Source organism: Thermovibrio guaymasensis, from assembly GCF_003633715.1.
Classification (GTDB): domain Bacteria; phylum Aquificota; class Aquificia; order Desulfurobacteriales; family Desulfurobacteriaceae; genus Thermovibrio; species Thermovibrio guaymasensis.
Genome location: NZ_RBIE01000007.1, coordinates 1 through 22163, shown reverse-complemented (window position 1 = coordinate 22163; position 22163 = coordinate 1). Strand labels below are relative to the sequence as shown.

The 22163-nt window shown below is 38.3% G+C and carries 28 protein-coding genes; 15 read left to right on the top strand and 13 right to left on the bottom strand.

From position 1 onward, the window contains the following. Nucleotides 1-5: 5 nt before the first annotated feature. The 7 genes from C7457_RS08705 (at nucleotide 6) to C7457_RS08675 (ending at nucleotide 3343) form a co-directional block, all read left to right on the top strand. Nucleotides 6-233: an AbrB/MazE/SpoVT family DNA-binding domain-containing protein gene (locus C7457_RS08705; protein ID WP_121172083.1), complete on the top strand. Its 228-nt coding sequence runs from the start codon at nucleotides 6-8 to the stop codon at nucleotides 231-233. Next, nucleotides 214-564, top strand: coding sequence for an endoribonuclease MazF (mazF, locus tag C7457_RS08700; protein WP_121172081.1), 351 nt, complete (start codon nucleotides 214-216; stop codon nucleotides 562-564). Before C7457_RS08705 ends, mazF begins: the two co-directional genes overlap by 20 nt. Nucleotides 565-584: 20 nt before the next feature. Next, nucleotides 585-890 (top strand): nucleotidyltransferase family protein, encoded by a 306-nt coding sequence (locus tag C7457_RS08695; protein ID WP_121172079.1) that lies wholly within the window; start codon nucleotides 585-587, stop codon nucleotides 888-890. 12 nt (nucleotides 891-902) lie between these two features. Beyond that, nucleotides 903-1232 (top strand): nucleotidyltransferase family protein, encoded by a 330-nt coding sequence (locus C7457_RS08690; protein WP_121172077.1) that lies wholly within the window; start codon nucleotides 903-905, stop codon nucleotides 1230-1232. Continuing rightward, on the top strand, nucleotides 1232-1600 hold the full coding sequence (locus C7457_RS08685; protein WP_121172075.1) for a HepT-like ribonuclease domain-containing protein: 369 nt from the start codon (nucleotides 1232-1234) through the stop codon (nucleotides 1598-1600). Before C7457_RS08690 ends, C7457_RS08685 begins: the two co-directional genes overlap by 1 nt. Further along, nucleotides 1581-2183, top strand: a complete 603-nt coding sequence (locus tag C7457_RS08680; protein ID WP_121172073.1) for a recombinase family protein — start codon at nucleotides 1581-1583, stop codon at nucleotides 2181-2183. Before C7457_RS08685 ends, C7457_RS08680 begins: the two co-directional genes overlap by 20 nt. Nucleotides 2184-3103: 920 nt before the next feature. Beyond that, nucleotides 3104-3343 carry a hypothetical protein gene (locus tag C7457_RS08675; protein WP_121172071.1) on the top strand — a complete coding sequence of 80 codons (240 nt, stop codon included), beginning with the start codon at nucleotides 3104-3106 and terminating at the stop codon, nucleotides 3341-3343. Between the two features lie 58 nt (nucleotides 3344-3401). On the opposite strand, the gene C7457_RS08670 is transcribed toward C7457_RS08675, so the two are convergent. The 4 genes from C7457_RS08670 to C7457_RS08650 all read right to left on the bottom strand — a co-directional run bounded on the left by C7457_RS08670 (nucleotide 3402) and on the right by C7457_RS08650 (nucleotide 8898). After that, a complete protein-coding gene (locus C7457_RS08670) occupies nucleotides 3402-5684 on the bottom strand; it encodes a hypothetical protein (RefSeq protein WP_121172069.1) in 2283 nt (760 codons plus the stop codon). A 210-nt stretch (nucleotides 5685-5894) separates the two neighbouring features. Beyond that, the gene (locus C7457_RS08665; RefSeq protein ID WP_121172067.1) at nucleotides 5895-6110 is read right to left on the bottom strand and encodes a plasmid mobilization protein; all 216 of its coding nucleotides are present in this window, start codon (nucleotides 6108-6110) and stop codon (nucleotides 5895-5897) included. Between the two features lie 72 nt (nucleotides 6111-6182). Continuing rightward, the gene (locus C7457_RS08660) at nucleotides 6183-6803 is read right to left on the bottom strand and encodes an AAA family ATPase (protein ID WP_121172065.1); all 621 of its coding nucleotides are present in this window, start codon (nucleotides 6801-6803) and stop codon (nucleotides 6183-6185) included. 793 nt (nucleotides 6804-7596) lie between these two features. Continuing rightward, the gene (locus C7457_RS08650) at nucleotides 7597-8898 is read right to left on the bottom strand and encodes a DNA cytosine methyltransferase (RefSeq protein WP_121172061.1); all 1302 of its coding nucleotides are present in this window, start codon (nucleotides 8896-8898) and stop codon (nucleotides 7597-7599) included. A 97-nt stretch (nucleotides 8899-8995) separates the two neighbouring features. Here C7457_RS08650 and C7457_RS08645 point away from each other — a divergent pair, with 97 nt between their 5' ends. The 3 genes from C7457_RS08645 to C7457_RS08635 all read left to right on the top strand — a co-directional run bounded on the left by C7457_RS08645 (nucleotide 8996) and on the right by C7457_RS08635 (nucleotide 11207). After that, on the top strand, nucleotides 8996-9196 hold the full coding sequence (locus C7457_RS08645) for a helix-turn-helix domain-containing protein (protein WP_211321845.1): 201 nt from the start codon (nucleotides 8996-8998) through the stop codon (nucleotides 9194-9196). Then, nucleotides 9178-10272, top strand: a complete 1095-nt coding sequence (locus C7457_RS08640; RefSeq protein WP_121172057.1) for a PDDEXK family nuclease — start codon at nucleotides 9178-9180, stop codon at nucleotides 10270-10272. The genes C7457_RS08645 and C7457_RS08640 overlap by 19 nt, the downstream gene beginning before the upstream one ends. A 323-nt stretch (nucleotides 10273-10595) precedes the next feature. Continuing rightward, complete coding sequence (locus tag C7457_RS08635; RefSeq protein WP_121172055.1) at nucleotides 10596-11207, top strand: RpnC/YadD family protein; 612 nt, start codon at nucleotides 10596-10598, stop codon at nucleotides 11205-11207. Nucleotides 11208-11250: 43 nt separating this feature from the next. Here C7457_RS08635 and C7457_RS08630 read toward each other — a convergent pair whose 3' ends face one another. The 7 genes from C7457_RS08630 to C7457_RS08600 all read right to left on the bottom strand — a co-directional run bounded on the left by C7457_RS08630 (nucleotide 11251) and on the right by C7457_RS08600 (nucleotide 14522). After that, a complete protein-coding gene (locus tag C7457_RS08630) occupies nucleotides 11251-11508 on the bottom strand; it encodes an HU family DNA-binding protein (RefSeq protein WP_121172053.1) in 258 nt (85 codons plus the stop codon). A 4-nt stretch (nucleotides 11509-11512) separates the two neighbouring features. After that, entirely contained in the window at nucleotides 11513-11728 is a 216-nt protein-coding gene (locus C7457_RS08625) for a DUF2283 domain-containing protein (RefSeq protein ID WP_121172051.1), read from the bottom strand. After that, complete coding sequence (locus tag C7457_RS08620) at nucleotides 11716-12027, bottom strand: hypothetical protein (protein WP_121172049.1); 312 nt, start codon at nucleotides 12025-12027, stop codon at nucleotides 11716-11718. Before C7457_RS08620 ends, C7457_RS08625 begins: the two co-directional genes overlap by 13 nt. Nucleotide 12028: 1 nt before the next feature. After that, nucleotides 12029-12925 carry a site-specific integrase gene (locus C7457_RS08615; protein WP_121172047.1) on the bottom strand — a complete coding sequence of 299 codons (897 nt, stop codon included), beginning with the start codon at nucleotides 12923-12925 and terminating at the stop codon, nucleotides 12029-12031. Further along, nucleotides 12903-13175 carry a hypothetical protein gene (locus C7457_RS08610; RefSeq protein WP_121172045.1) on the bottom strand — a complete coding sequence of 91 codons (273 nt, stop codon included), beginning with the start codon at nucleotides 13173-13175 and terminating at the stop codon, nucleotides 12903-12905. Before C7457_RS08610 ends, C7457_RS08615 begins: the two co-directional genes overlap by 23 nt. Beyond that, complete coding sequence (locus tag C7457_RS08605) at nucleotides 13162-13788, bottom strand: coiled-coil domain-containing protein (RefSeq protein ID WP_121172043.1); 627 nt, start codon at nucleotides 13786-13788, stop codon at nucleotides 13162-13164. The genes C7457_RS08610 and C7457_RS08605 overlap by 14 nt, the downstream gene beginning before the upstream one ends. Before the next feature lie 389 nt (nucleotides 13789-14177). Beyond that, entirely contained in the window at nucleotides 14178-14522 is a 345-nt protein-coding gene (locus tag C7457_RS08600) for a hypothetical protein (protein WP_121172041.1), read from the bottom strand. 280 nt (nucleotides 14523-14802) lie between these two features. Between C7457_RS08600 and C7457_RS08595 the strand changes: the two genes are divergently transcribed. From C7457_RS08595 to C7457_RS08580, 4 genes are all read left to right on the top strand, one after another. Next, nucleotides 14803-15909 carry a WYL domain-containing protein gene (locus C7457_RS08595; protein ID WP_121172039.1) on the top strand — a complete coding sequence of 369 codons (1107 nt, stop codon included), beginning with the start codon at nucleotides 14803-14805 and terminating at the stop codon, nucleotides 15907-15909. 280 nt (nucleotides 15910-16189) lie between these two features. Further along, nucleotides 16190-16396: a hypothetical protein gene (locus C7457_RS08590; RefSeq protein WP_121172037.1), complete on the top strand. Its 207-nt coding sequence runs from the start codon at nucleotides 16190-16192 to the stop codon at nucleotides 16394-16396. Nucleotides 16397-16426: 30 nt separating this feature from the next. Then, nucleotides 16427-17206, top strand: a complete 780-nt coding sequence (locus C7457_RS08585; protein WP_147422193.1) for a hypothetical protein — start codon at nucleotides 16427-16429, stop codon at nucleotides 17204-17206. A 32-nt stretch (nucleotides 17207-17238) separates the two neighbouring features. Further along, nucleotides 17239-17934 (top strand): hypothetical protein, encoded by a 696-nt coding sequence (locus tag C7457_RS08580; protein ID WP_121172034.1) that lies wholly within the window; start codon nucleotides 17239-17241, stop codon nucleotides 17932-17934. Between the two features lie 102 nt (nucleotides 17935-18036). Here the strand turns inward: C7457_RS08580 and C7457_RS08575 are convergent, their stop codons facing one another. After that, entirely contained in the window at nucleotides 18037-20727 is a 2691-nt protein-coding gene (locus tag C7457_RS08575) for an endonuclease/exonuclease/phosphatase family protein (RefSeq protein ID WP_170137403.1), read from the bottom strand. After that, complete coding sequence (locus C7457_RS08570; RefSeq protein WP_121172030.1) at nucleotides 20702-21673, bottom strand: OmpA family protein; 972 nt, start codon at nucleotides 21671-21673, stop codon at nucleotides 20702-20704. The genes C7457_RS08575 and C7457_RS08570 overlap by 26 nt, the downstream gene beginning before the upstream one ends. Nucleotides 21674-22067: 394 nt before the next feature. On the opposite strand from C7457_RS08570, the gene C7457_RS09000 reads away from it, so the two are divergent. Continuing rightward, nucleotides 22068-22163 (top strand): AbrB/MazE/SpoVT family DNA-binding domain-containing protein (locus C7457_RS09000; protein WP_121172028.1); only part of this gene is annotated, 96 nt, incomplete at its 3' end.

Sequence of the window (22163 nt, the reverse complement as noted above, 5' to 3'; positions counted from 1 at the left end):
TGCTAATTAAGGTTCAAAAGTGGGGAAACAGCTTAGCCGTCAGAATTCCTTCTGCTTTTGCTAAAGAGCTAGGACTCGCTCCAAACTCGAAGGTTGAAATGAAATTTGAGAACGGCAAATTGGTAATTGAGCCCAAAAGACAAACACTAGAAGAACTCCTTTCACAGATAACACCTCAAAATCTTCATAAAGAAGTAGACTGGGGAGATAAAGTTGGAAAAGAGGAGTGGTAGATACGTCCCCGATAGAGGAGACCTCCTATGGCTCCATTTCTCTCTTCAAGCAGGACACGAACAGGCAGGTAGGAGACCAGCTATTTGCCTATCTCCTAAGGCCTACAATGAAAAAACCGGTCTAGGCCTGTTTTGTCCCGTAACTTCCAAACAAAAGGGCTATCCTTTTGAAGTTCCCTTACCTCCTGATTGTCCTCTTGAGGGGGTTATTCTCTCTGACCAGGTTCGCAGTTTAGACTGGAGAACCAGAAAAGCTTCGTTTATAACAGTAACTCCTGAAGAAGTCCTAAAGGAAGTTCTAGATAAGATAGAACTACTTTTGTTTGGTTAAACCGTTGTTCGGGAGATTAAATGCCCCGCTTAGAAAAAAGGGAAGAAATCCTTGAAAAACTAGGAGAGTTAAAACCTCTACTAAAGCAGGAGTACGGAGTAGTTAAGCTCGGACTCTTTGGCTCCGTTGCCTGGGGAGACAACACAGAAGACAGTGACGTTGATATCCTGATAGAGGTCCAAAGGCCTAAGTTCACTCTGTTTGACTTCGTAGGACTTAAACAGTTTCTTGAGGAAAAGTTAAACTGCAAAGTAGACCTTGTAATGGAAAGAGCTATTAAACCAAGACTAAGAAAGAGTATTTTTTCTGAGGTTATTTATGTTTAAAAGGAGCAGTTAATGGGAACCACTGGAAAACAATCCTATAAAACTGCTAAAAGTCTATCGGAGATAGTAAACCTCCTTCTAAAGCATAAAGAGAAACTTCGTAAGGAGTACGGCGTCAAGCATCTAAAAATTTTTGGCTCTTACGCCCGAAATGAACAGAAGGAAGACAGCGACCTGGACATCCTTGTTTCATTAAGCGGAAAAATTGACCTACTGGGATTTGTAGACCTGAAATTCTACCTTGAGGAAATTACAGGACTGCCTGTTGACCTCGTATCAGATAAAGGAATGAGTCCTTTCTTAAAACCGTATATAGAGAAACACATAGTAGAGGTCTTCTAGTGAAACCGGCACACCCTAAGGTTTTCCTAAAACACATTCTTCAAGAGTGCGAATTCTTAATCAGCAACGCTTCAAACTTGAGTAAAGAAGCCTTTATAAACGACCCGATTCTCCAAAGAGCTTTCGTTAGAAGTTTAGAGATAATAGGGGAAGCTGTTAAAAATCTCCCAAAGGAATTTAGAAATAACTACCCACAAGTCCCCTGGAAAAAGATTGCGGGAATGAGAGACGTACTTATCCACGAATATTTCGGAGTTGATTACGAACTGGTGTGGGATGTAGTTAACAATTCAATCCCCGCTTTAAAAGAAGAGATTACAAATATTTTGGAGAACTTAGAGGAAGATAATGACCTACGCCTACCTTAGAGTCTCCACAGACAGACAAGAACTTGAGAACCAGAAGTTTGAAGTCCTCAAGTACGCCAACGATAACAAGCTGGGAAACGTAGAGTTCGTTGAGGAGACCGTATCAGGCCGTAAGAGTTGGAAGGAAAGAAAAATAGGGAAGCTGATTGAGGAGCTCCAGCAAGGGGACATTCTCATTATCACCGAGCTCTCCCGTCTAGGTAGGTCTATGCTGGAGATTATGGAGCTCCTGTCCATACTCCTTCGCAAAGGGGTAGAGCTCCACGTCGTTAAAAACAGGCAGGTCTTAAAAGACGACCTCCAGAGCAAAGTTTTCGCCATGGCCTTCTCCATAGCTGCTGAAATAGAAAGGGAGTTAATCAGCCAAAGAACGAAGGAGGCCCTCAAAAGGAGAAAGGCAGAGGGTAAACCTTTAGGTAGACCCAAAGGGAGCTTCTCGTCGCCTCTGGATAAACACTGGGAGCAGATTAGAGAACTCCGACAAAAAGGGGTGTCTATTTCCTCAATAGCTAAAATTCTGGAAGTGCCCTATTCAACTCTATGGAGCTACCTGAAAAGGCGGGGAGAAAGGCTGAAAAGCTAAGGCTTCCTCATCTTATCCTTTTCCCCGGTTCCACTCCTTTAGAAGGGCTTAACTTGGCGAGGTAAATACCGTCCCTAATCAAGTCCATCGTAAACCGTCTCCTCTAACTCCCTTATTTCCTGAAGATTTCTCTTGTCTTTAGAGAGCTCCTTTGCAGGTTAACCCACCCTAGTAACTAATCAATGAAACCACAGATTTGTTGTTTTCTAACAAAGCTTTTCGCGCTCCAACCGGTTTACTTTCCCTTTTTACTGCTATTTTACCCTTCATCCCGATTTAGAGACATTGAAGCGAGGATTTACCTGCAACTTCCCTTATCTTCTGCTCTCTTCCCACATCGGAATCTCTCAAAAGCAAAGAAAGAGAGCATATCTACGGAAAGATTCCGATTTTGCATAGAATCAAGAATACTTCCCCCATAATCCCCAAAACTTCTAAAGAACCTCCTCAAATTAGCCCGTCAAGGGTTCTCTTCTCAAAACTGCCCAGTTCAGAATAGCAGTAATACAGAAGGTTAATACTTAATTCAGTTTTTATTTAAACCAAGCTTTTATATCAAGCTAACCTCTAGCGTTCCCATCTCAGCTTTTAAAAACTTAAAATATTTAAAATTAGACACGTGGGACGGCTTTCTTAAGCAGGGAGAGAAAAGAAAGAAATGTTAGTACTTAGCATTTTCGGATACATCGTTTTGGGATTTCTAGCTGTCATTAATCTTTACAGTTCAATCTCGATATTGAAGAGTAAGGAAGATGGTTAGACGGTTCATTATCCTGTTAGAAACCAAGGCTTAAATAATTATTAAGGCCATCCCGAAAATCCTACAACTTAAACAGAAACACAATTTTTCCCACTTAAAGCTTAGTAGTTAAGTATAATTTTTTAATCAAAATTAAACTTCAAATGTGAGGAAGAAAAAAATGGCCAGAGGCAGAAGAACAGGCAAGAGAACAAACAAAACAGTTAGGCTCTCCATTCCCAAAAGGCTTTACTACATCCTCCAGGGAATAGCCGGAAACAACGAGCAGAAGCTAAACAGGCTGATAAGAATCATCATAGAGGAGAAACTGGAGAGTTCCACAGTCGCCGAGATTGCCTCTATGCTGGAGTCTAAGAACAGAGCTAAAGAGGAAGAAGAGCAGGCTACAGAGCAAGAGTAAGCTCACTTCCCCTTTTGAAACTTATTAGATAAACCGAGAGCTCCTCCCGAGCTCCCAGTTACTCCACCCAGAAGTCATCAACTGCATGTTTGAAAATTGCTATCTTTTTAATCGGGTTCTGGGGAACTTTTAAAACAAATCTCAACTTCTTATACCCTTCGTACTTCTGCATAACCCCAGTAATCTCCCTTCCGTCCTTTAAAGCAAGAGTTAAGAGGAGTTCCTTCTCTCCGCTCCTTTTAAACTCTTCCTTGATATAGCTCACCAGTTCCCTCGCATCTTCCCTCCAATTACCAGCCCTGTGAGAACCAACAGGTTCTCCTTCCTTAATCAGCTCTTCAGGGTAAAGGTTAAAAAATGTGTAAGCCGAAAGGGAGAGTTTGTACCTGAACTGGTAACAGTGAAACTTGCGAAAGGAACCGTCAGGCATTCTAACTCTCTCAACCCGATGAAGAAGAAACTGATAAGGATAAGCTCTAACCAAAATCCACTTTTCAGGAGGAGCTCCATAAGGGTAGATGTAAATGGTCTTACCTTCAAACCTATCCAAAAAAGAGGACCGAGGGAGCTCCGGCAAAACCTCCTTATAGAACCTGACAGCTTCTTTAGCCCTAAAGTTAAAACTAGCAAGATCCTGAAAGGAGAAAACCTCCCCAGAAACAACAACTTTCTTCTTCTCCTCGGAAAACCTTGCAACCCAAGCACCCTTAACAACACGACCAGAAAGAAGAGACAGATCAAAAGATAAACACCTATCAGCAAAAGCCTTCAAAACAACTCCATCTACAGAAACTCCCATATTACCCCCAAAACAAGTATTGTCATAACTAACTACTTCTAACTCTCTTTCTATTTCTCCCTTCCAACCACCACCTATAACTCTCTCTAAGAGAGAGTTAATATATTGGCTAAAATATTCATCCTTGTATCCAGAATCTTTAAACCCATGACTTATAAGAGCTAGCTCAAGTTCAAGGCTTACTACTTTCCTGAGAGGCTCTTTAACTGCTCGGGAAAGAGTAAATACCTTTTTAGGTCTTCCCCGGCCGTGACGAATGAAACCACAGAGAACAATGCCCTTTTCAACAAGGTCATCCATTATAAGGTCGCAGAGCCATTTCTGGTTATAAAAGACACTCTTCAGGAGCTCCTGTCTACTCACACTTCCTTTGACCTGGAGTTCTGCAATAACCTTTCCTTCCCACTCTTCCTTCACTTTACCGGCCCAACGGAGGCTACCCGGTAAGTTAAACTCAAAATCACAGACGTACCTCCAGCCCTTCTCTACATCTTTTCTCTTTTCCTCACCAAGAAGCTCCACTAGGAACTCAGTCACCTCATCTTTTGGAAGCTCCAAATACTTGGCCCAGCCTACAGCAGGCTGAATGACATAGGTATACCGGCGAGAGGAATGCTTTTGGGCAAGAGAGGAAACAGCCCGCTTCCAAAGATCAAAATTATCAAGGGGCTCTTTTTTAAGCTTTCTCCTAAAGCCGGGAGCTTTAATAATCCTACATTCCTTTCTAGGTTTCCTCTGAGGAGCCTTTATTCCCCAGAATCCTTCAGTTAGGTTCTTACCCTTAAAAGTCCAGAGATTAAGCTTCCTCTGGAGCTTTTTGACTTTGCGGTAGAGGCCATAGAAGGAAAGCTCTCCTTCCACATCTTCCACTAACTCATACCTGTACAGATGGTAGTCCTCGTAGAAAACAGGATGGTTAAGCCTTCCCACAAAGGAAGGGTCAGGTCTGAGACCCCTCCTTTCAAAGAAGGCGTAGATAATAGCAAGGAGTTCTTTCGCTCTTTTAAGGTCCTTCGTTCCATCAAGCTTCAGATAAGCCCTAAAACGGCCTGATTTGGTTTTAAACACTCTGTAGCCTGCATAAAGGCTTAAGAACTCCTGAAGCTCTCTCCAAGCCGGTAGAACACTTCTAAACGGGCTGTCTATATCCATCACGAGAAGGTTGAAAGTATAGATAGCTTCATCTTTTAAAAGGTCATACCTGACTGCAAGGTTAACGGTTGCTTCGGGGTCAAAGTAAGCAATCCTTCTATACTCAGCCCAGAATTCTTTAGGAACGTAAACAGGGTTTGGAGAAACCAAAGGCCATAGATTTCGAGCTTTCAGGTCTGAGAGCATAAGCTCAAAGCTTTCTGAAGTCCTAAACGGGTAAACCCCTACTATCTCATCCAATACAGGGTCATAGGCCTGAAGAAGGTAAACGAACTGCCTGTTGTAGTCATTGGACAGGTGGGGAATCAACCAAATTGGGGGTCGGTTCCTGAGCTTTCTCCTCTCCTCTAAGGAGAGAGGGAGTGCCTGTCTTACCTGCACCTGTGCCATCCTTCCCTCCTCTCAAGGGGAAGGACGGCACCCACCATGATAAAACCTTTGAGCTTGACTTCTTTCGCGTTCCCGACTATTATTTTGTTAGCTAGTGATGCCACCAATCGCATGGCTAAGTTTCCTAGTGGGGTGGGTGCCGTCCACCCCTACTTTTTAAGGTTCACTCTTATTATAAGCCACAAATTCATTCCTAGATAGAAAATCAGCTTAAATCACTTTCAACTCCTTAAGAATACTCCTGATAAAGCTTGAGGCACTTAAGCCTTTTTCATTTGCGAGCTCAAGTATTCTCTCCTTCTCCTCTTTAGAAAAGTAAACAGCTATATAGGTTTCGCTTCTTTTTCTTGAGCTCCTGTTCTTCTTCAGGTCAGCCTTTTCGACAAATTTTTTGGCCTCTTCTTTAGGGTCCAGCTTCTTGAACATCTCTCCTCCACAGTAATCTAAAATCAGCCATAGCATAACACATTACTTTAGTGCTATATAATGCTAAATACTTTATAACAAAGCATTTAATTCTGAAACGAGATTTTTAACTTCTCTGCAAGCCTTCCCGCTGGGATTGTATTCACAAACGCTGAGACCTTCAGAGTAAGCACGGCGGTAGTCTGCCCGCCTGTAAAGTTTTGTTTTAATCAGGTTAAAACTCTCCTCACTCTCTATAAACCGTTCAAGCTCCCTATTCTCTCTGGAGCTCCGAGGGTCTGCATTGTTTATAAGAACGTAAACCCTCAGATTGGGATTAATTTTCAAAGCCTCCCTAACTATCTCTACAAATTTGAGCAGGCCGAAAACCTCTATTTGACTGGGAGCAACAGGGGTAATAACAAGATCGGAAACCAAGAGAGCGTACCTGTTTAGGTCGTTGTCGTAGCCGCCGCTGTCTATTATCAAATCTTGTCCGTCCAGCTCCCTTAAAACCTTTTCAAGCTCATCAACGGTTTCAGGAGTATAAACGGAGAGCTCTTTACAATGCTCTCCTCTTCGCAAAACAGAAAACAAATAGCAGGAGTGCTGGGAATCCAAATCAATTACGGGGAGTCTCATTTCAACGGCAAGGTTAGTGGCCACCGTTGATTTTCCTACTCCCCCTTTCTGGTGAGCTAACGTAATAACCATGAACACCTCATTTTACTGTTAAATACAGTATAACACATTTAATAGCAAAGCCAAAACTTTTCAGGTTTACCTTAAGTCCCGAAGAAAAAAATTTTCGTTTAGAATGATGAATTAATCAGGATAAAATATTGACTGCATAACAACATGCTGGATTTAAAGGACAATTCAGACAATTTGGTTTATGCGGCTTGCATACAATACTTCCCAGATCTATCAGACAATATGCATAAAACCGAGGTTGGTCAGGTTCCATTAGTAGAGTTAAAGCATTGCGAAACTTTTTATTCCGACGGGAAGAGTCATTAATTGGAAAATTAAAAAATCTTCCAACAATCCTGACAGTATTGGCATCTAAAGGAGGGTCTAGACATTCACATATTGAACATCTAAAAATTGAAGCTATATAACTTCCCACACCAGGTATACGTAATAAGAGGGATCTTCTACATGGAATTTGTCCTTCAAAGGTTAATAATATATACTCAACCATTTCAATAAGCTGTTTCTTACGAATGTGCAAGCCTAGCTTATGCAATAAAAAATCAAGAAGGTTTTTATCTCCCTTTATAATGGTTTCAAAATCAGGAAAAGTTTTAAAAAATTCATCATATATACTCAAAACTTGTTTAGGACCGGTTCTCCGTAGAAAAAATTCCGCAAGAAGAACTTCATAGGGATCATTCGAAAACCTCCATGGATAGCTCCTCAAGTGTTGTTTTCCCCATTCCTGCAGTCTCTTTCTAAGATAAAAAAACTCAGCAATCACATTCTCAAAGCACACTCCAGAACTCTCCTAAGATAGAAGTTTTAAAATATGCTCAGCAATAGCTCGAGCTAAAAGAGGCGGCACGGCATTCCCTATCTGTTTATATTGCTGTGTTCTAGATATAGGAAAAATTTTCCCGTACTTTTTTAATATTCTTTTTTTTCTATTTTCATCACCACCTATAATATCTACATTTCCTAGAAAAACAAACTTATCCGGAAAACTTTGCAGTCTCGCAGCTTCTCTGGCTGTTATCGTCCTATCTATAGTAGGATGAATAAACATATATCCATCTTTATGGAGATGAGCCACGATAGTCCAAGATGGATAATCCTCTCGCATTCGCCTCATTTTATCATGAAATATATCCGATCTATAAGGCCTTAATTCCGGATCCTCGGGCAAATCTTTATACCACATCCCTTGTTTTAAATAAGCAAAAATCTTTTTATCTCTTTCTGAGACAAACCTAGCTCTATGATTAAAACATTTATCCTCGATTATCCCATTATTTAAAAGATAAGAGCGCATATAATTCTGATAATTATTCAATGGAGGACTGTCATAATCCATAACTTCTTCACCCTCCCCTCCTTCTATGTAAGGCAGGTCATAAATAGCATCTTTAACCGTCAAGAACTTTGACTTGCCTCTCTTAAAAAGCGAATCCTCTTCAGCAGGCAAATAGTGAGTAGGTTCAGGAAAAGATATTTTTATCCCTAAATTATTTCCTATAAAGAAAATCCTCTCCCTTAGTTGCGGAACCCCGAACGCTGCTGCATTTAAGACTTTAGCTTCAACCTCATACCCTATTTTTTTAAAATCCTCTTTTATTTGCTCAACTATTTCACCATTCATATATGACATCATTCCTTTAACATTTTCCATAACAAAAAATTTCGGCTGTAATTCAGAAACTAACCTGACAAAATGTTTATATAGAATATTTCTTGGATCATCAATGAATCTGTGACTTATATTTTTTATTTCTTTCCATTTTCCTATTTTTTTAGCCGCAAGTCCTTTTATTGCACTTCTTCCTATATTAGAAAACCCCTGACATGGAGGGCCACCAATAATAATATCAATTTCTTTTACACCAGTTAACTGCAAAATATCTTCTCCTTTTATATCTTTTATATCAGCAGAAATGGTCACAGAGTCAGGAAAATTAAACTTGTGAGTAAAACAGCTCCAATCATCTATATCAACTGCGGCAACCACTTTAAAATATTTACCATGTTCTCCTTCTCTACCCTGCGAACAGGCCATTTCAAACCCCAGTCCGAGCCCACCCGCTCCGGAAAACAGGTCTAGAACTCGAAACATGCAACCTCCATTCTTACAAATAGTCTGTTAACTTTGACTATTTGTAAGAATATCATCTTTAAGTATGAATGACAACTTTGAAAGATTTAGAGAACAGTTGGGAAAAAGGATAGCCAAACTAAGAAAAGAAAAGGGATTAACACAGGAAAAATTAGCCGAATTGTGCAATATAGACATCTCTTACATCGGCCAAATAGAAAGGGGCCTGAAAACCCCTTCTTTAAAGGTTTTGTTCAGAATTTCTAATGCACTTTCTTTAAAGCTGGAGGAATTGCTATCATGGGAAGAAAAAAAATAAAACTATCTATCGAAAATCTACCGATAGATTCTTCGGTGCTTCTAGGATATCTCTTCCTGAAAGAAGCAATTAAGGTTTTAAAATCCAGAAAGAAAAGACAAGATTTAAGGAAGAAATTATTCAAGCTTATAGAAAACATCGAATCTTCAAATAACTTCGGAACATTTTCTCAAGAAAAGAAAATCAGAGATTTAAAAAATGAACTTGAAGAAATTTTCTCTCAATATAAAACATCTTTTTTTACTACACTACTACTTATCAACACTTTATCAACAGATATTAAGAAACTAAGGAAACATCTTCTTGTACTAATTACAAGCCTCTATTTCTTAGAAATAAAAGAAATAATTCTTGAAGCAAAAAGAGAAAAATTATTTGAGAAATTAGTTCTAAAAAATCTAGGTATGGAAGATTACATTGAAGAAGAGACAAAAGAAGAAATTCATCCTGTAAAGAAACTTCAACTCCAATACGATTTAGTAGATGTTATAAGACCTTATGCTTCAAGAGTGGCTATAGCTATATTCTCCGAGCAACCTGAGGAAATTTATCGAAATCTGAGTGAACTAATAAAAGAAGACAGTCAAGAAAAATTCGAAGCTGAAATTAAGAAAACCTATGAACTTTTATCATCACAGTTCCAAAATATACTATTTGAATCCGTAAAACAATCAGACACATCTCTCTCTGGTGATAACTACGAGACCAGAATAGAAAACCTTCTTCTTGCTTGCGGAATAGACAGAGAAAAAATTCAAAGAAAAGTACATGAAGAAAAAAATGGACAAGAACATGACTTCCTAATATTTATCAATGACAAAAAGATTAGTATAGGCGCAAAAAGAACACAGAGAGAAAGATACAAACAATATAGGCCATCGAAAAATGTAGACTTAGCTATTGTTTTTACCTTGGGTATTGATTTAACCGAAGATAAAGTAAAAGTAATCACAGAGGATTATAACTCATACATTTTTGTTGCTGATGAAGTATACGAACAAAAGGAATTTTTAAAAAACAATGAAAAAGTTAAAAAAGTAAGTGAGTTTCCTGATTTTATAAAAAAATTTCTCTAATTGACCAAAATTTATACATTTTCATCTTACAGAAAGAGACAGGATTTTCTTTTTACCTCTCTTCTTCTAAGCTCATTAGTGGTGATAACCATAGCGTATTCAACAATATCACTAATAGTGCTCTACTATAGGCTCTTGGAGGAAATTTTGCTTTTACCTAATAAATCCTGCCTGTCAAACCTATTACAATGATTGTTAACTTAACAATACAATATCTTAGACAACCCTTCCCCAGTGTAAAGGAAAGAAAAGCAAACTTTGTGGCTGAACTTAAGGACGGCTCAATATTTCACCTAGAACTCTAGACTTACTCAGATAAAAAGATGCCCATCAGAATACTAAAGTACTACCTGCTCTTAATGCAGGCCTACCCTGATAAGGAAATCAATCAGATGGTTTTACACGTGGGCGAGGGAGCTCCCAGAATGGAAAACTCCATAAGGAGAAAACGGCTCACTTACAGCTACGAGCTCAGGGACATAAAGGAACTTTCCTGCAAGGAGCTGATGGAAAGCCCGCAGATTGAAGACAAAATCCTCGCAGTCCTGTGCAGCGTTGAAGACCCAGAAACTTACTTTAACCGCCTAATAGAGGAACTCCTTAAGCTTCCGGAGAAAGAGAGAGCTGATTACATACGAAAGCTCCTTACAGCGCTCCAGTACAGACCTAAATTAAAATTGGTACTTAAACGGTTATTAGAGGAGAGAAGGATGCCCATAACCATAACTGAAGAGATGATGAAGCAGGACCCGTTTTTTCAGGAAGGCCTTGAGAGAGGAGTTAAAAAAGGATTTGAAAAAGGCAAACTGGAAGCCAAGAAAGAGGACATTATCAACCTTCACAGAGAACTCCAGCTTTCACCAGAGAAAATAGCTAAAGTCCTAAAGGTTCCCGTAGAGTTCGTTGAAGAAGTCCTCAAGACAACTAACAAATAAGCCGTACATTAACACCAAGCAGCAAACAGGATATTACAGTACTCTACAGCTTAAAAGTGGGTCTGAAGTAAACCTTCTTCTTCCTAGGAACCTCAATTACTTCTCCCGTGCGGGGATTTCTGATTTTCCTCTCCTTCTGCTCCTTTAGGTCAAAGACTCCAAACCCTTGAATTGACACCCTTTCTCCCTTTTTAAGAGCCTCCGTTATTTCTTTAAACAAAAACTTCACAACGGCTTCAGCGTCTTTCTTTTTAATCCCGAACTCCTCAGCAACTTTATCTATCAAGTCCTTGCGGGTCAAGGGATTAACCTACCTTTTCGTCTTCTGTTCGTTTCTTAAAGTTCAAAAGAGTTATTCCAACCACTTCTTCCGTATTCAGGTCTATACGCAGAATAGTCCCGTCCCCGATATCTATTCCTTCGGCTTTTCGGGGTTTTCCGAATGAAACATAAAGAACATCGGCCTCTTTATCGTAGTGTATTACAGATTCTGTTTTAGTCGGAATTTTTACCGTTGCCATAATACTTTCCTCCACTTAGCGTATCTTCTTGTAAAGTATGAAGTTATAAGAAAGCCGTCATTAGAACTCTCCTTGTAAACTACAACAAGATATTTATTTTCAGACACAGGCGTCTTTTCGTACTTTTTAACAGCAAATAAAGCCCCGTAATCTCCTTCTAAAACTAAATCCGAAGTTTCTATAGTCTCAACTATCAAGTTCTCACAGCCTTTCATCTCAGGGTGTCCCGTATACACGTGATTAAGTCTCTCCTCAGTTATGCGAATTAAAATCCCGTTAACAGATTTTGCTACAAGCACATCAGCCTCCTGCGTAGTAAGCACTCATCTCAATCCTTGAATGCCCTATCTCATACTCTATCTTCTGGAGGGCTTCATCTTCCGAATACCCTTGAGATTTAAGCTCCTGAAGTCTATTCTTAACGTAATTGACCCTAAAGGCGTGGGAGCCCGTGTAAACTTCGCCGGCCTTAACGACCGCTCTCTTCAGGTCGGAGTAGTAGCTCTTCCTAACGGAATTCCAGTCCTTCTCCCTTAAAAGCTCCTTCAGCCTCCCGTGGAACTCCCTAATCCTCTCAAACTCCTCGGGCCTGTCTGAATAGTCTATCTCTCTGGTCCTCCCGCCCTTGCTCTTTTTTATAACGACCTTCTTCTCAAGGGGAAGAAGCTCCATCTTCTTAACGTCCCCCACCCTTGCTCCGGTTAGGAGCTGGAGCTCCGCTATAACCCTGTGAACCTCTTCTTTGAGGTTAGAGATAACTCTCTCAGGGTGGGCAAAGGCCAGAGCTCTCCCAGACTGCCTGCCTTCAGAGTAAATCTCCTGGTAGCTCCTCCCTATCTCCTCGGAAATGTCGGGTCTTCCCACTACCTCAAAAAACTTTCTCAAGGCAGAGGCGTTCACCTTAAGAGTTTTCTGGGAACAGTAGCCGGCCTTGGAGAGGAGAAACTCCCTAACCACTTCAGGAATCACTTTATCCAGCCTGTTAACTCCCCTCTCCCTTGCCCAGTTAACAAACTGCTTGACTATTCCCATGTAGCGGTTAAAGGTTGAGTAAGAGTGAATCAAAGGAGACCTACCGCCGAACTTTCTGTAGACCTCCCTCTTTGAAATCCCTATCCCTTGCTTCAAAACCCCGGCGGCGTACTTTAAGGCGTAGGTAAGTCCCGAATTTTTCTTAATTCCCTTTAAACTTTTCATAAGCCCACCAGAACTCCTGTACGTTCTCTCTGCCGACAATCTCTATACTCTCCACCTCCTTCTTGTTTATGAGAACCAGCTTCTCAAAGCTCCTTGAGCCAATTCCTTCCCTAACCAAAAGAAGCAGGCAGAGGTTGTCGTAGGCAAGGAGCTCCCCCTGAATTTCGCACCTTCCTTGAGAACACCTGCCGTAGCGGACTAAAACTTTTTTCCCTAAACAGGCTTTAAGAAACCTCTCATAGACCTTCATCCTTAACGCTCCTTTTAGCTTCCTTTAAGAACTGCCCCAAACGCTTACCCGTAACTTTTCTAAAGATTTCCCTCAGCTCCCTATTTGAGTCAAAAAGCCTCATGAGAGCTGACTTCTGTGCCCTCAAACTCCGGAGCTCTGCTATAACTTTTCCGTAAGCCTCATCCTTACCCTTTCTGTACCCTTCCTCGTAAGCCCTGCTGATTAGTGAGTCAAGATTCTCAGCCTCCTTTCTGAGCTCCCTAACTTTACGAACAAGGGCATCCCTTTCTCTCCTCAGCCGGCTCACAGAAGCCCCGACATCAATCTCCTCACTCTTGAACCTCTCAATTCTCTCCCGAAGCTCCTTAATCTCCCGGTATAACCTCTCAACCTCCGACTGGAGTTCTAACTTTCGCCTTTCTAACCCCTCAAACCGGGAAAGATCCTCAAGTTTCAGGTAAACATAAAGGGAAACTACCAGAACTCCTAGAAAAAACCCTGAAACCGCGAAAGGGAGAATATAGCGGAGAACAGCAGCGTAATCCCGGCTTTTAAACCACAAAAGGGCATCTAAGACGCTACTTCCGTGCTTAACGGCGTAGAAAACCCAAAACCCGTAGAAAAGGAGCAATCCAAGTAGAAAACCCTAGAAAAGCCGCGAAAACAGCCCTTTCCAGAAAGAAGACAAGAAAACCCCTAAAAAGTTTAGGTCTAAAAAAGTCCTGTTAGGGCCGGACTGCCGCCCTGGTCCGTTCACTCGCAGGCATATAAACCTGCCTGTCGGGCCTGTAAGCCCGCTGGTGGAACAGACCCAAAGCCCCAGCAGCCGCTTACGGCGGCCAGTCGGGCGGAACGCACCGCCATACACACAGACACAAACGCCGGAACCCTAACCATAAAAGTAATTCTTGCTTTTCTTTTCCGCAAGGAAAAATTACTGAAACCATCGTTTCAATATCAAAACTTTTTATTAAACCGGATAAAAGACAACTAGTTTTATTTAACTCTTACAGAGCTATCTTATCTCCTAATCTCGTAATGTTCATCCCACACGAGCTTTGGAGTTTCCGAAATCTCAAAAAATTGAGATATCCTCTTAATAAGCTCTTTATCTTCCAATAATTTTCTTGACGAAAGTATTAAAAAACATCCTTTCTTCCTATCATATACTACCCTACCTCTTGGCAGGTCGTCATACTCGAGGAGTTTGAATTCAGGATGACGCGACACAAACTTTCCCCAGTAACTAAAGTGATCAAAAGTTGGCTGAATAGTATTTCCGTAGATTTCTCCACTTTCAAGAGATTCTTTATAACCGTCAATATTTTTACCATCTATCACCCAGAAAACCCCTATCTTTGCCACTACTTTCCCCCTTCTTTATCCAACAAAAAGTTCAAACGCAAATTCAATTTTATCTCTTCTCCTTAGAGAGAAGTCTAATTTCTAAATTAGAATACTTGCTTTACCTACAGAGAAAGATAAAGCAGAAAAAAGATAAAATATGACTTACAAGTCACAAAGGTTCAGGAAGTTGAAGTAACTCGTGAAATACACACTATAAATACCAATCTCAAGAAGCAGAAATGGAACTAGTTACGAAAGTAAAAAAGCTTAGTTTTTTTAACAAAAATTAGGAGCCACTATGGCTGAATCTAAAAAGTTCCAAATCTCAATAGAGATTCTGAACTTCCTTCTTCAGAAGAAGGATTATATTTCCACAACCGAGATCCAAAAACACTTAGTTTCTACAGGACTACTTAAAAGCGATTCTGCTAAAAGCAGTGATCGAAGAAAGCTAAATAGAACTTTAAACTTTCTTGAAAGTATTGGCTATATAGAGTCTAAAGATACAGAAGCTAAAGGAAGAACTCCTCAAAAATGGAGAATAAATAAGAAAGCTCTCCCATACCTAGCCTCAATTTCTGATAAAGAGTTAATATCCCTTCTCACTCTTAGCGCTTTCATTCCGAATAATTACAAAAATCTATCCATTTTCTCTCCTTTCTTTGATCTAGTCTTCAGGCTAAGCGACAGGCTCTCTTTTCAAGAGAGAGAAATTATAAGCAATTCCTTCATTAATGAATCTCAATTTCTCGAAAAATTTCTAGAATTCAAAGAAGAAGTACTCAACGAAATTCATAATGCCATTATAGACAAAGTAGCATTAAGAATCAGATATAAAAACTCTACCGAAGTTTTTAAAATTTATCCAATTAAAATATTCGTTTACAACGGCATTATTTATGTAGGAGCCGTTAAAAACAAAGTTTATAGAACCTTCCTCCTAGCCGGAATAAATATCTTAGAAAAACTAAAAGAAAAAACTCCCGAGTTCTTCTTTAAAAAATACAAAAACATAACTTTCGATATAGAAAGAGAAAAACCATTCCTATTTGGAATAAAAGTTGCAAAAAAACCTTCCCTTGAATACTTCCAAGCTCCACAAATTTTTACTACTCAATTTTTCTTTTCCAGAGAGAAAGACAACTACCTAATCTATCTTGTCGGATATACAGGTTCGAGATTTACTAGCAGATTCTTAGTTGAAGAAGTGATAGACATTATTCCACCAACAGAAAATATAATACTTAAAGCCAAAGAGCTAGACCTAAAAAAAAGATTTCCAACGTTAACTTTCTCTCTAAAAGAGAATGAAAAGAGATTCTTCCTTTTTAAGGAAGAACTTGAAGAGTTTATTGCTCAAAGACTAGAACTTCTTCAAAAACTAAATTACTCCTCACTGAAATAAGGAACTTTCCGCTTCAATAAAGACATCTTCTCTACAGACGTATGTTTGGAACATTCCAACTCTACCCTTACCATTCGTAAGAAAAACAAACCTACTACCAGTTCCTTCTCCGCATCTACTATTAATGCTAACTGGTAAAACCGTGCCCTAATCCTGAAAAAGGAGAGTTCGCACAATACTTAACTTATAAAGTATTTAAAAACCCACTAATATAAGACATACTTTGTCTAAAAAAATTTCTATCATATTTAGGGCAGTTCGAAATTAAATTGGAGGAAATATGGTTATTGGAACCAAAACCTTTCTCTCAGGAAAAAGAAAGATCTGGATGAAATTTGTTTCCAACAAAGGAGTAGAAGAAAGAACATTCAATGTATCCTTCATAGGAATACAAAACAGAGAATTCTTCTACGAAGTAGACAACAGTTTCCCCAAAGAAATGATCAAATTAATATTCGGCCACAAGGCTTCAATAAAACGAGCATAAATAAGTAAACCCCACTATCTTAAAGCTAAGATGAGAAAATCAGACTTGGAGAAAAAAGTTTTTACAGTAGCATCTAATATTTTTGAAAGGTCTAAAAAGGAGTACGAGAAAATAAAAAGTTTTCTCAACTCAGGTTTTATTAATGATTACGAATTTGAATGTGAAATCGTTTTTTTCAAAGACACAGAAGATATAATCAGCTACAGCACACCTATGTGCTGGTATTTTGATGAAAGCAGAAGATTTGAGGAAAAATTAGACTTCGACGAATTTTATGAATCTCTCCTTATCTGGGTTAAAGCAGAATTAGGAATCGAATACAGATCTAATATCCCCAACCTTAAATACGCAATTTACAGGCTAAAGTCCTATTATCAACTTGTATATGAGGACTTCAAAAATTTGAAAGATCTCGAAACCTATTTACCATTTTTAGAGGCCAAAGTCTTAATATTAAGGAATAAATTAACAAAAAGCCTTTTAAAGAAAAGGCTTAACAACGAAAAAGAATTCATGAGTTTCAACTTATACCTCGAAGTATGCGCCATTTCAGAAAATGGAGAAAAAGAATTTATTCTTTATCCTCTAGATCTAAAGTTTTTAAGAGGGATATATTTAGATTTCCTGAGAGGGAATAGCAAAAAGCTCAAACACCTTATTTATAAATACATAAGATCCCGAAGATCTAAGTTAGTAAATAACCTTCATAATCTAATTAAAAATTGCAAACGGGAAAGACAAAGTAACATAAAAATTGAAATTACAATATGTTCTTTGATATTGGAGCAAGAGTATTTTATATACTTGTAAAGATATCAACTAAAGCCTAGGAGGAAACAATCATGGCTACAAAAGAATTCGAGATATTAATGAATTACCTAGGATGGGGAGACCCCAATGCCGTTCTATGGACAGTTGGGGTTGAGGAAGCGGGAATGTGGTGTTCTGACGAAAAAAGAGAAGATCTATCTCAAATAAGAAAAAGAATAAGAGAATTTAATAGCCCCATTATTCCTATGGAAGAAGTAGAAGAAGAACCTAAATTCCCTATAGCCCATCCCATAGCAAAAATTGCATGTGGCATAAGTAAGTCCTGCAAGAACTGGAAAGAAGAATGGAGAAAATATAGAAAAAGCAAACTATGGAGAAAAGGTAGCAAAATCTGCAACATTAATCTATATCCTCTAGGTAAAAAGTCCCTTAAATCATCCTTTCCCAACTGTTACAAAGAAATTTTTGGAATAGATTGGAAGGATTATGACATAGCTGTCAAAGAGCAGAGATTTAAAAAAATCTTTAACTTCTTTAGAGAAAAACAACCTCAAGCAGTAATATGCTATGGAAAATCTCACTGGAATGACTTCATAGAAGTCTTTCAGCTACAAAACAAAAAAGCAGAAGAACACTCAGATAAGTTAACTATACTTTATCCTGAAGAGAAAATAATACTTACAAGACACTTCAGTAATGGATTTAGAAACGACATTTGCCAATTCATAATCGAAAAACTAAAAGAATGGAAGGTAAATCTCCCTTAATCGGGGAGTGTCCATAGAACTGTGTAAATTCTATCATGCCTCCAATCTTTCTTCATGTTTGGAATTTTTACACTTGGGTGATACTCCTCCGACACTCCCTCCTCAAAAGATCCACTGTAATTTAGCAGTTATAGGAAAATGATCACTAATATGTTTTTTATAACATTCCCTAAATGTCCCCATTTGCTCTACTTCTTGGTATGAATTTATTTCTTTACAGACTTGTCCGAAGGAATGAACTTTATCTGTGGGACATTGGCAAACTAAACTGTATATAACTTCTCCTGAGGATCCAACCCAATAAGGAACAAGAAAGTTATCATACCGCTTACCACCAATTGTAGTAATATCTTGGATTACTGGCCGATACAGTTTCATTATTGGGATATTTAGGATATCAGGATCTAAGTTAAAATCACCTCCGATAATTATGACTTTAGGAGAAAACTTTCTTTTCAAATTTTGAAGAATTGATAATAAAGAAAAGAACGTTTTGGTTAGTCTGATCTTATTTTCCGACTCTTCTTTTTTTAAAATTTTCTTTCCAAATACTTTTATAGGTTTTATCTTTTTTCCAAACATTTTCATTGTAAAATCAACATGAACGTTAATAACTGCTATATCGCAGTGTCCTTGATAGTTATTCCTTTTCTTAAGTTTTTTCTTTTTCCTTTTTGACGCCAAAGATTTTATTTGTAAACATACAACAGCAGGTTTCCTTCCAAGACTTATTAATGGTAAAGTAGATAACACTTCTTTATCAATTAATTGTACAGAGGAAAACTTACTTTTCTTCGCTAGAAAAACAAAAGTTTCTCCTCTATCTCTTGGTTTAGACACTTTTAATTCTCTTTTCGTTTTTCTTGCAAGTTTTTTCCAGAAACCATTCCAGCTTTTATCTCTAGCTTTTATAACCTCTTGAAGCAAAATAATATCCTCATTTCTATTTTCCAGAAAATCATAAATTAATCTCTTATCCTTTTCTTTTCTTCCTTTTGGACTAAAATTTCCTAGATTCCAACTAAATAAAGTTAAATTTTTGGGAAAAGGTTCTCCTTCTCTACAAAACCTTTTTATAAATTTCCTTTTGCACAAGAAGCTATAAACCTTTTTAACAGCCCTTTCTTCTTGCTGCGACAATTTAGAAATAGCCTGCCTTACACTTGGATGCATTAATGGTTTGCCAGCTTTTTCTATAATGCGAACTTCAGCAATTTTTTCCCCAACTTGTAAGATTTTGCTCCCCTTTTTTAGGATCTTCCCTGCCTTTGATGCAGAATTTAAAGTCTTCAAAGCACGTCCAGCTCCTCCCACTGCTCCCATAACAAAATTCTCTGCACTAAAGGCTTCATCCTCAAAGGACTGAAAAGCTTCTTCAAGTGTGTAATCTTCACCCGAAAGACTCTTTTCAAAAGCTTTAGTAGCCTGATCTAAACATCCGCTTAGTACTCCCCATGCAGCTCCTACAGCTGCTCCTGCAACGACATTTCCTACCACAGCTCCAGCAACAGCTCCTCCAGCAGCCCCAGAAATAGCTCCTCCAATCCCTCCAGCAATACATCCTTTGGTAGCATTAATTATGTGAGTTTTATTTTTCTCTACCCAATCAGCGACTTCTTGAACTTTTTTTGAAAAGAAGTTAACAGCATCTGACAAAGAAGGAATACCAAAAGCCCATGCTTCAGAAGAGAAAAGCTGATAAAGCGAAAGTTTTTGGGATGTAGAGTTAACAAATAAGATATTTCCATTATTAACAATGACTTCGTAAGTGTTACCTGATTTGTCAATCAAGTAACCGCTACCATGAGGTAAGTTATTTTCAAAAGAACCTATATAAACAAATTCATTACCGATGTATAATTCGCCCCATCCGTGAATCTTTCCAGCTTTAAATTGTCCTACATAATGAACAGCTAAAGGCTTGATATAAAGTTCACCTTCCCCATCCTTTAGGTCATTTTTATATTCTCCTCTATACCAACTACCATCGGAGAAAAAGTAAAAACCTCTTCCGTGTTTTTTTCCTTCTAAGAATTCTCCAACATATCTACTTCCATCGCTCCATAAAACCCTACCCCAGCCATCTGGAATTCCGTTAATGCTCCATCCTTCGTAAACAGCACCATCCGAATAAGCAGTTTTTAAATATCCTTCTAAAAATCTACCTTTTTCCCAAAAACCCTCTTGGACAATCAAAGCATTATCGCAACTGAACACACCTTTACTTTTAAAGCAAAATTTACCAAAACCGGTAATCTCTCCTTTATTAAATTCTCCCTCGTAGATAAAATTTCTTGATTCAAGTTTTCCCAATTTGGGAACTAGAACATCCTCATATATACCTACCTCACCATTAAAAGTAGCAACTTCTTCTATGGTTTTTTCCTCTTGAACATAACTAAAAACTATCTTCAAACTTTTTAAGACACAGTTCTCATCTAAACATCTGTAAAACTGATTAGGCTTTAGAACTAAATCGTTAACAATATAACCTTCTTCTGCTCTTACATTGTAAGGGACGCTTCTGTAACCATCATCTTTTCTTATAAAAACAAGCCTGCCCTTGCCGTGAACTAGGTTTCTTCCATCTATTGTTATAAATTTTCCATACCATTCAACATCAAAGTTTTGAGATATACTCTGCGGAAGAAAGACAAAAATGTTATCATTAAGAACTCTGACTAAACTTAAATTTGTCAACTCTTGAGAATACAAAACCTCTGCATTCAGGAAAAATGAAAAAACGAGACATAAAGCAATAAACCACTTATAGAGAAAACTCAAGGGATACACCAATCCTCCGGTTATTCTTCCTTCCTTCCGGAGTATCATTGGTATCTATTGGAAACTTTTCACCCTTCCCTATATTCACTATAAGAACATCCTTAAATCTTTTTCTTAATTCATCATTTAAAATCTGAGCCCTTCTAAGAGATAAAGCTAAATTGTATTCCTCAGAACCTAAACTGTCAGTATGTCCTTCAACTATGATCTTACTCACCTTTGCACCACTTTTTCTAACCGCAAATTCCAAGTCTGAAAGTAACTTATTAATATTAGGTTTATCCTCCGTTATAACTTCTGTTTTGTCAAAATAAAACCTTATCTTCCTTGAGGAAGAAAAAGCTACTAAATTTTCAGGACGGAATAATTTAACAATTTGGTCAGGTGTTAGAGATTTAGAAAGGTCAGGACTATAAACTGTGACAACCTTGAACAAACCATCCTCAGAAAGGACTATAACATTACCACTTTTGATTTTTCTTCTAATATCAAAAACTATCTTCTCAAGCTTATCTTTTGAAATTGCTTTATCAGCAGGAGCAAAAAGATAAACCGTTAATTCTCCATTTTCAAAGATTATTTTTCCACTATGGTCTTTTATAGACTTAAAAATCTTTGCGGTCTCTGAAGTATCCACGAAAGAGAAACCCACTTTTTCCATTTGACTCTGCAACTTGTTTATACGTAACTGCAAATTGTTTCCTTCGTTTTCTTCATTTTTCTGCATAGGTTGTTTTTCTTCTCTTGATGGCCTTGGCTGCACAAATTCAGCAATTGATTTTGAGGTTAACTTACTTCCCTGCTTTGTAGGCTGGGAAATTGAGAATTTGTGGTTCTCTCTCGGCTTCTGAGTCTGCACATAATTTCTTTCTTTCTCTCCCACAAATCTGCTAACTAACGTGAATGCAACAAGAAGCAGAGCAATACCCCCTGCCCAAATGATAACTTTTCTCATTATTCCTCTCCACCAAGAAGTAGTTTTGCCCCCTAAAAATTGTACGATTATCAGCGAACATTAGACAATCCCTCTTACCTTCTAGGAGAGCTCATATATTCCAGATTAGCCTCCTTTATGAGATTGTTTAATCTCTCGCTTTAGTTGTCCAGTGGTTTAGGGGGTCGTACCATTATTATCTACATTGCTTATATATGCAAACCCAAGAACAAACTTGTGAATTTTCTCACAAAACGCCCGTTTAATTCCTTAGTATCTTTATCACTAAATCATTGATTTCTAAAAGCGTATTCTCTTTAAAAATCTTTGTTATACCGTTTTCTTCGATATACTATCTTGAAAAGCATTCCGTCTCTACATAGTTTATACTAAAACCTTCTTAGGAGAAAGTTTAATGCTAATTAAGGTTCAAAAGTGGGGAAACAGCTTAGCCGTCAGAATTCCTTCTGCTTTTGCTAAAGAGCTAGGACTCGCTCCAAACTCGAAGGTT

What these genes read in the sequence shown, in the direction of transcription:
- C7457_RS08680 (WP_121172073.1), top strand. Translation starts at nt 1,581, where the DNA reads ATGACCTACGCCTACCTTAGAGTCTCCACAGACAGACAAGAACTTGAG.
- C7457_RS08670 (WP_121172069.1), bottom strand. Translation starts at nt 5,684, where the DNA reads ATGGCACAGGTGCAGGTAAGACAGGCACTCCCTCTCTCCTTAGAGGAG.
- C7457_RS08690 (WP_121172077.1), top strand. Translation starts at nt 903, where the DNA reads ATGGGAACCACTGGAAAACAATCCTATAAAACTGCTAAAAGTCTATCG.
- C7457_RS08585 (WP_147422193.1), top strand. Translation starts at nt 16,427, where the DNA reads ATGAGAAAATCAGACTTGGAGAAAAAAGTTTTTACAGTAGCATCTAAT.
- C7457_RS08660 (WP_121172065.1), bottom strand. Translation starts at nt 6,803, where the DNA reads ATGGTTATTACGTTAGCTCACCAGAAAGGGGGAGTAGGAAAATCAACG.
- C7457_RS08580 (WP_121172034.1), top strand. Translation starts at nt 17,239, where the DNA reads ATGGCTACAAAAGAATTCGAGATATTAATGAATTACCTAGGATGGGGA.
- C7457_RS08650 (WP_121172061.1), bottom strand. Translation starts at nt 8,898, where the DNA reads ATGTTTCGAGTTCTAGACCTGTTTTCCGGAGCGGGTGGGCTCGGACTG.
- C7457_RS08635 (WP_121172055.1), top strand. Translation starts at nt 10,596, where the DNA reads ATGCCCATCAGAATACTAAAGTACTACCTGCTCTTAATGCAGGCCTAC.
- C7457_RS08615 (WP_121172047.1), bottom strand. Translation starts at nt 12,925, where the DNA reads ATGAAAAGTTTAAAGGGAATTAAGAAAAATTCGGGACTTACCTACGCC.
- C7457_RS08665 (WP_121172067.1), bottom strand. Translation starts at nt 6,110, where the DNA reads ATGTTCAAGAAGCTGGACCCTAAAGAAGAGGCCAAAAAATTTGTCGAA.
- C7457_RS08610 (WP_121172045.1), bottom strand. Translation starts at nt 13,175, where the DNA reads ATGAAGGTCTATGAGAGGTTTCTTAAAGCCTGTTTAGGGAAAAAAGTT.
- C7457_RS08595 (WP_121172039.1), top strand. Translation starts at nt 14,803, where the DNA reads ATGGCTGAATCTAAAAAGTTCCAAATCTCAATAGAGATTCTGAACTTC.
- C7457_RS08590 (WP_121172037.1), top strand. Translation starts at nt 16,190, where the DNA reads ATGGTTATTGGAACCAAAACCTTTCTCTCAGGAAAAAGAAAGATCTGG.
- C7457_RS08570 (WP_121172030.1), bottom strand. Translation starts at nt 21,673, where the DNA reads ATGAGAAAAGTTATCATTTGGGCAGGGGGTATTGCTCTGCTTCTTGTT.
- C7457_RS08625 (WP_121172051.1), bottom strand. Translation starts at nt 11,728, where the DNA reads ATGGCAACGGTAAAAATTCCGACTAAAACAGAATCTGTAATACACTAC.
- C7457_RS08640 (WP_121172057.1), top strand. Translation starts at nt 9,178, where the DNA reads ATGGGAAGAAAAAAAATAAAACTATCTATCGAAAATCTACCGATAGAT.
- C7457_RS08695 (WP_121172079.1), top strand. Translation starts at nt 585, where the DNA reads ATGCCCCGCTTAGAAAAAAGGGAAGAAATCCTTGAAAAACTAGGAGAG.
- C7457_RS08675 (WP_121172071.1), top strand. Translation starts at nt 3,104, where the DNA reads ATGGCCAGAGGCAGAAGAACAGGCAAGAGAACAAACAAAACAGTTAGG.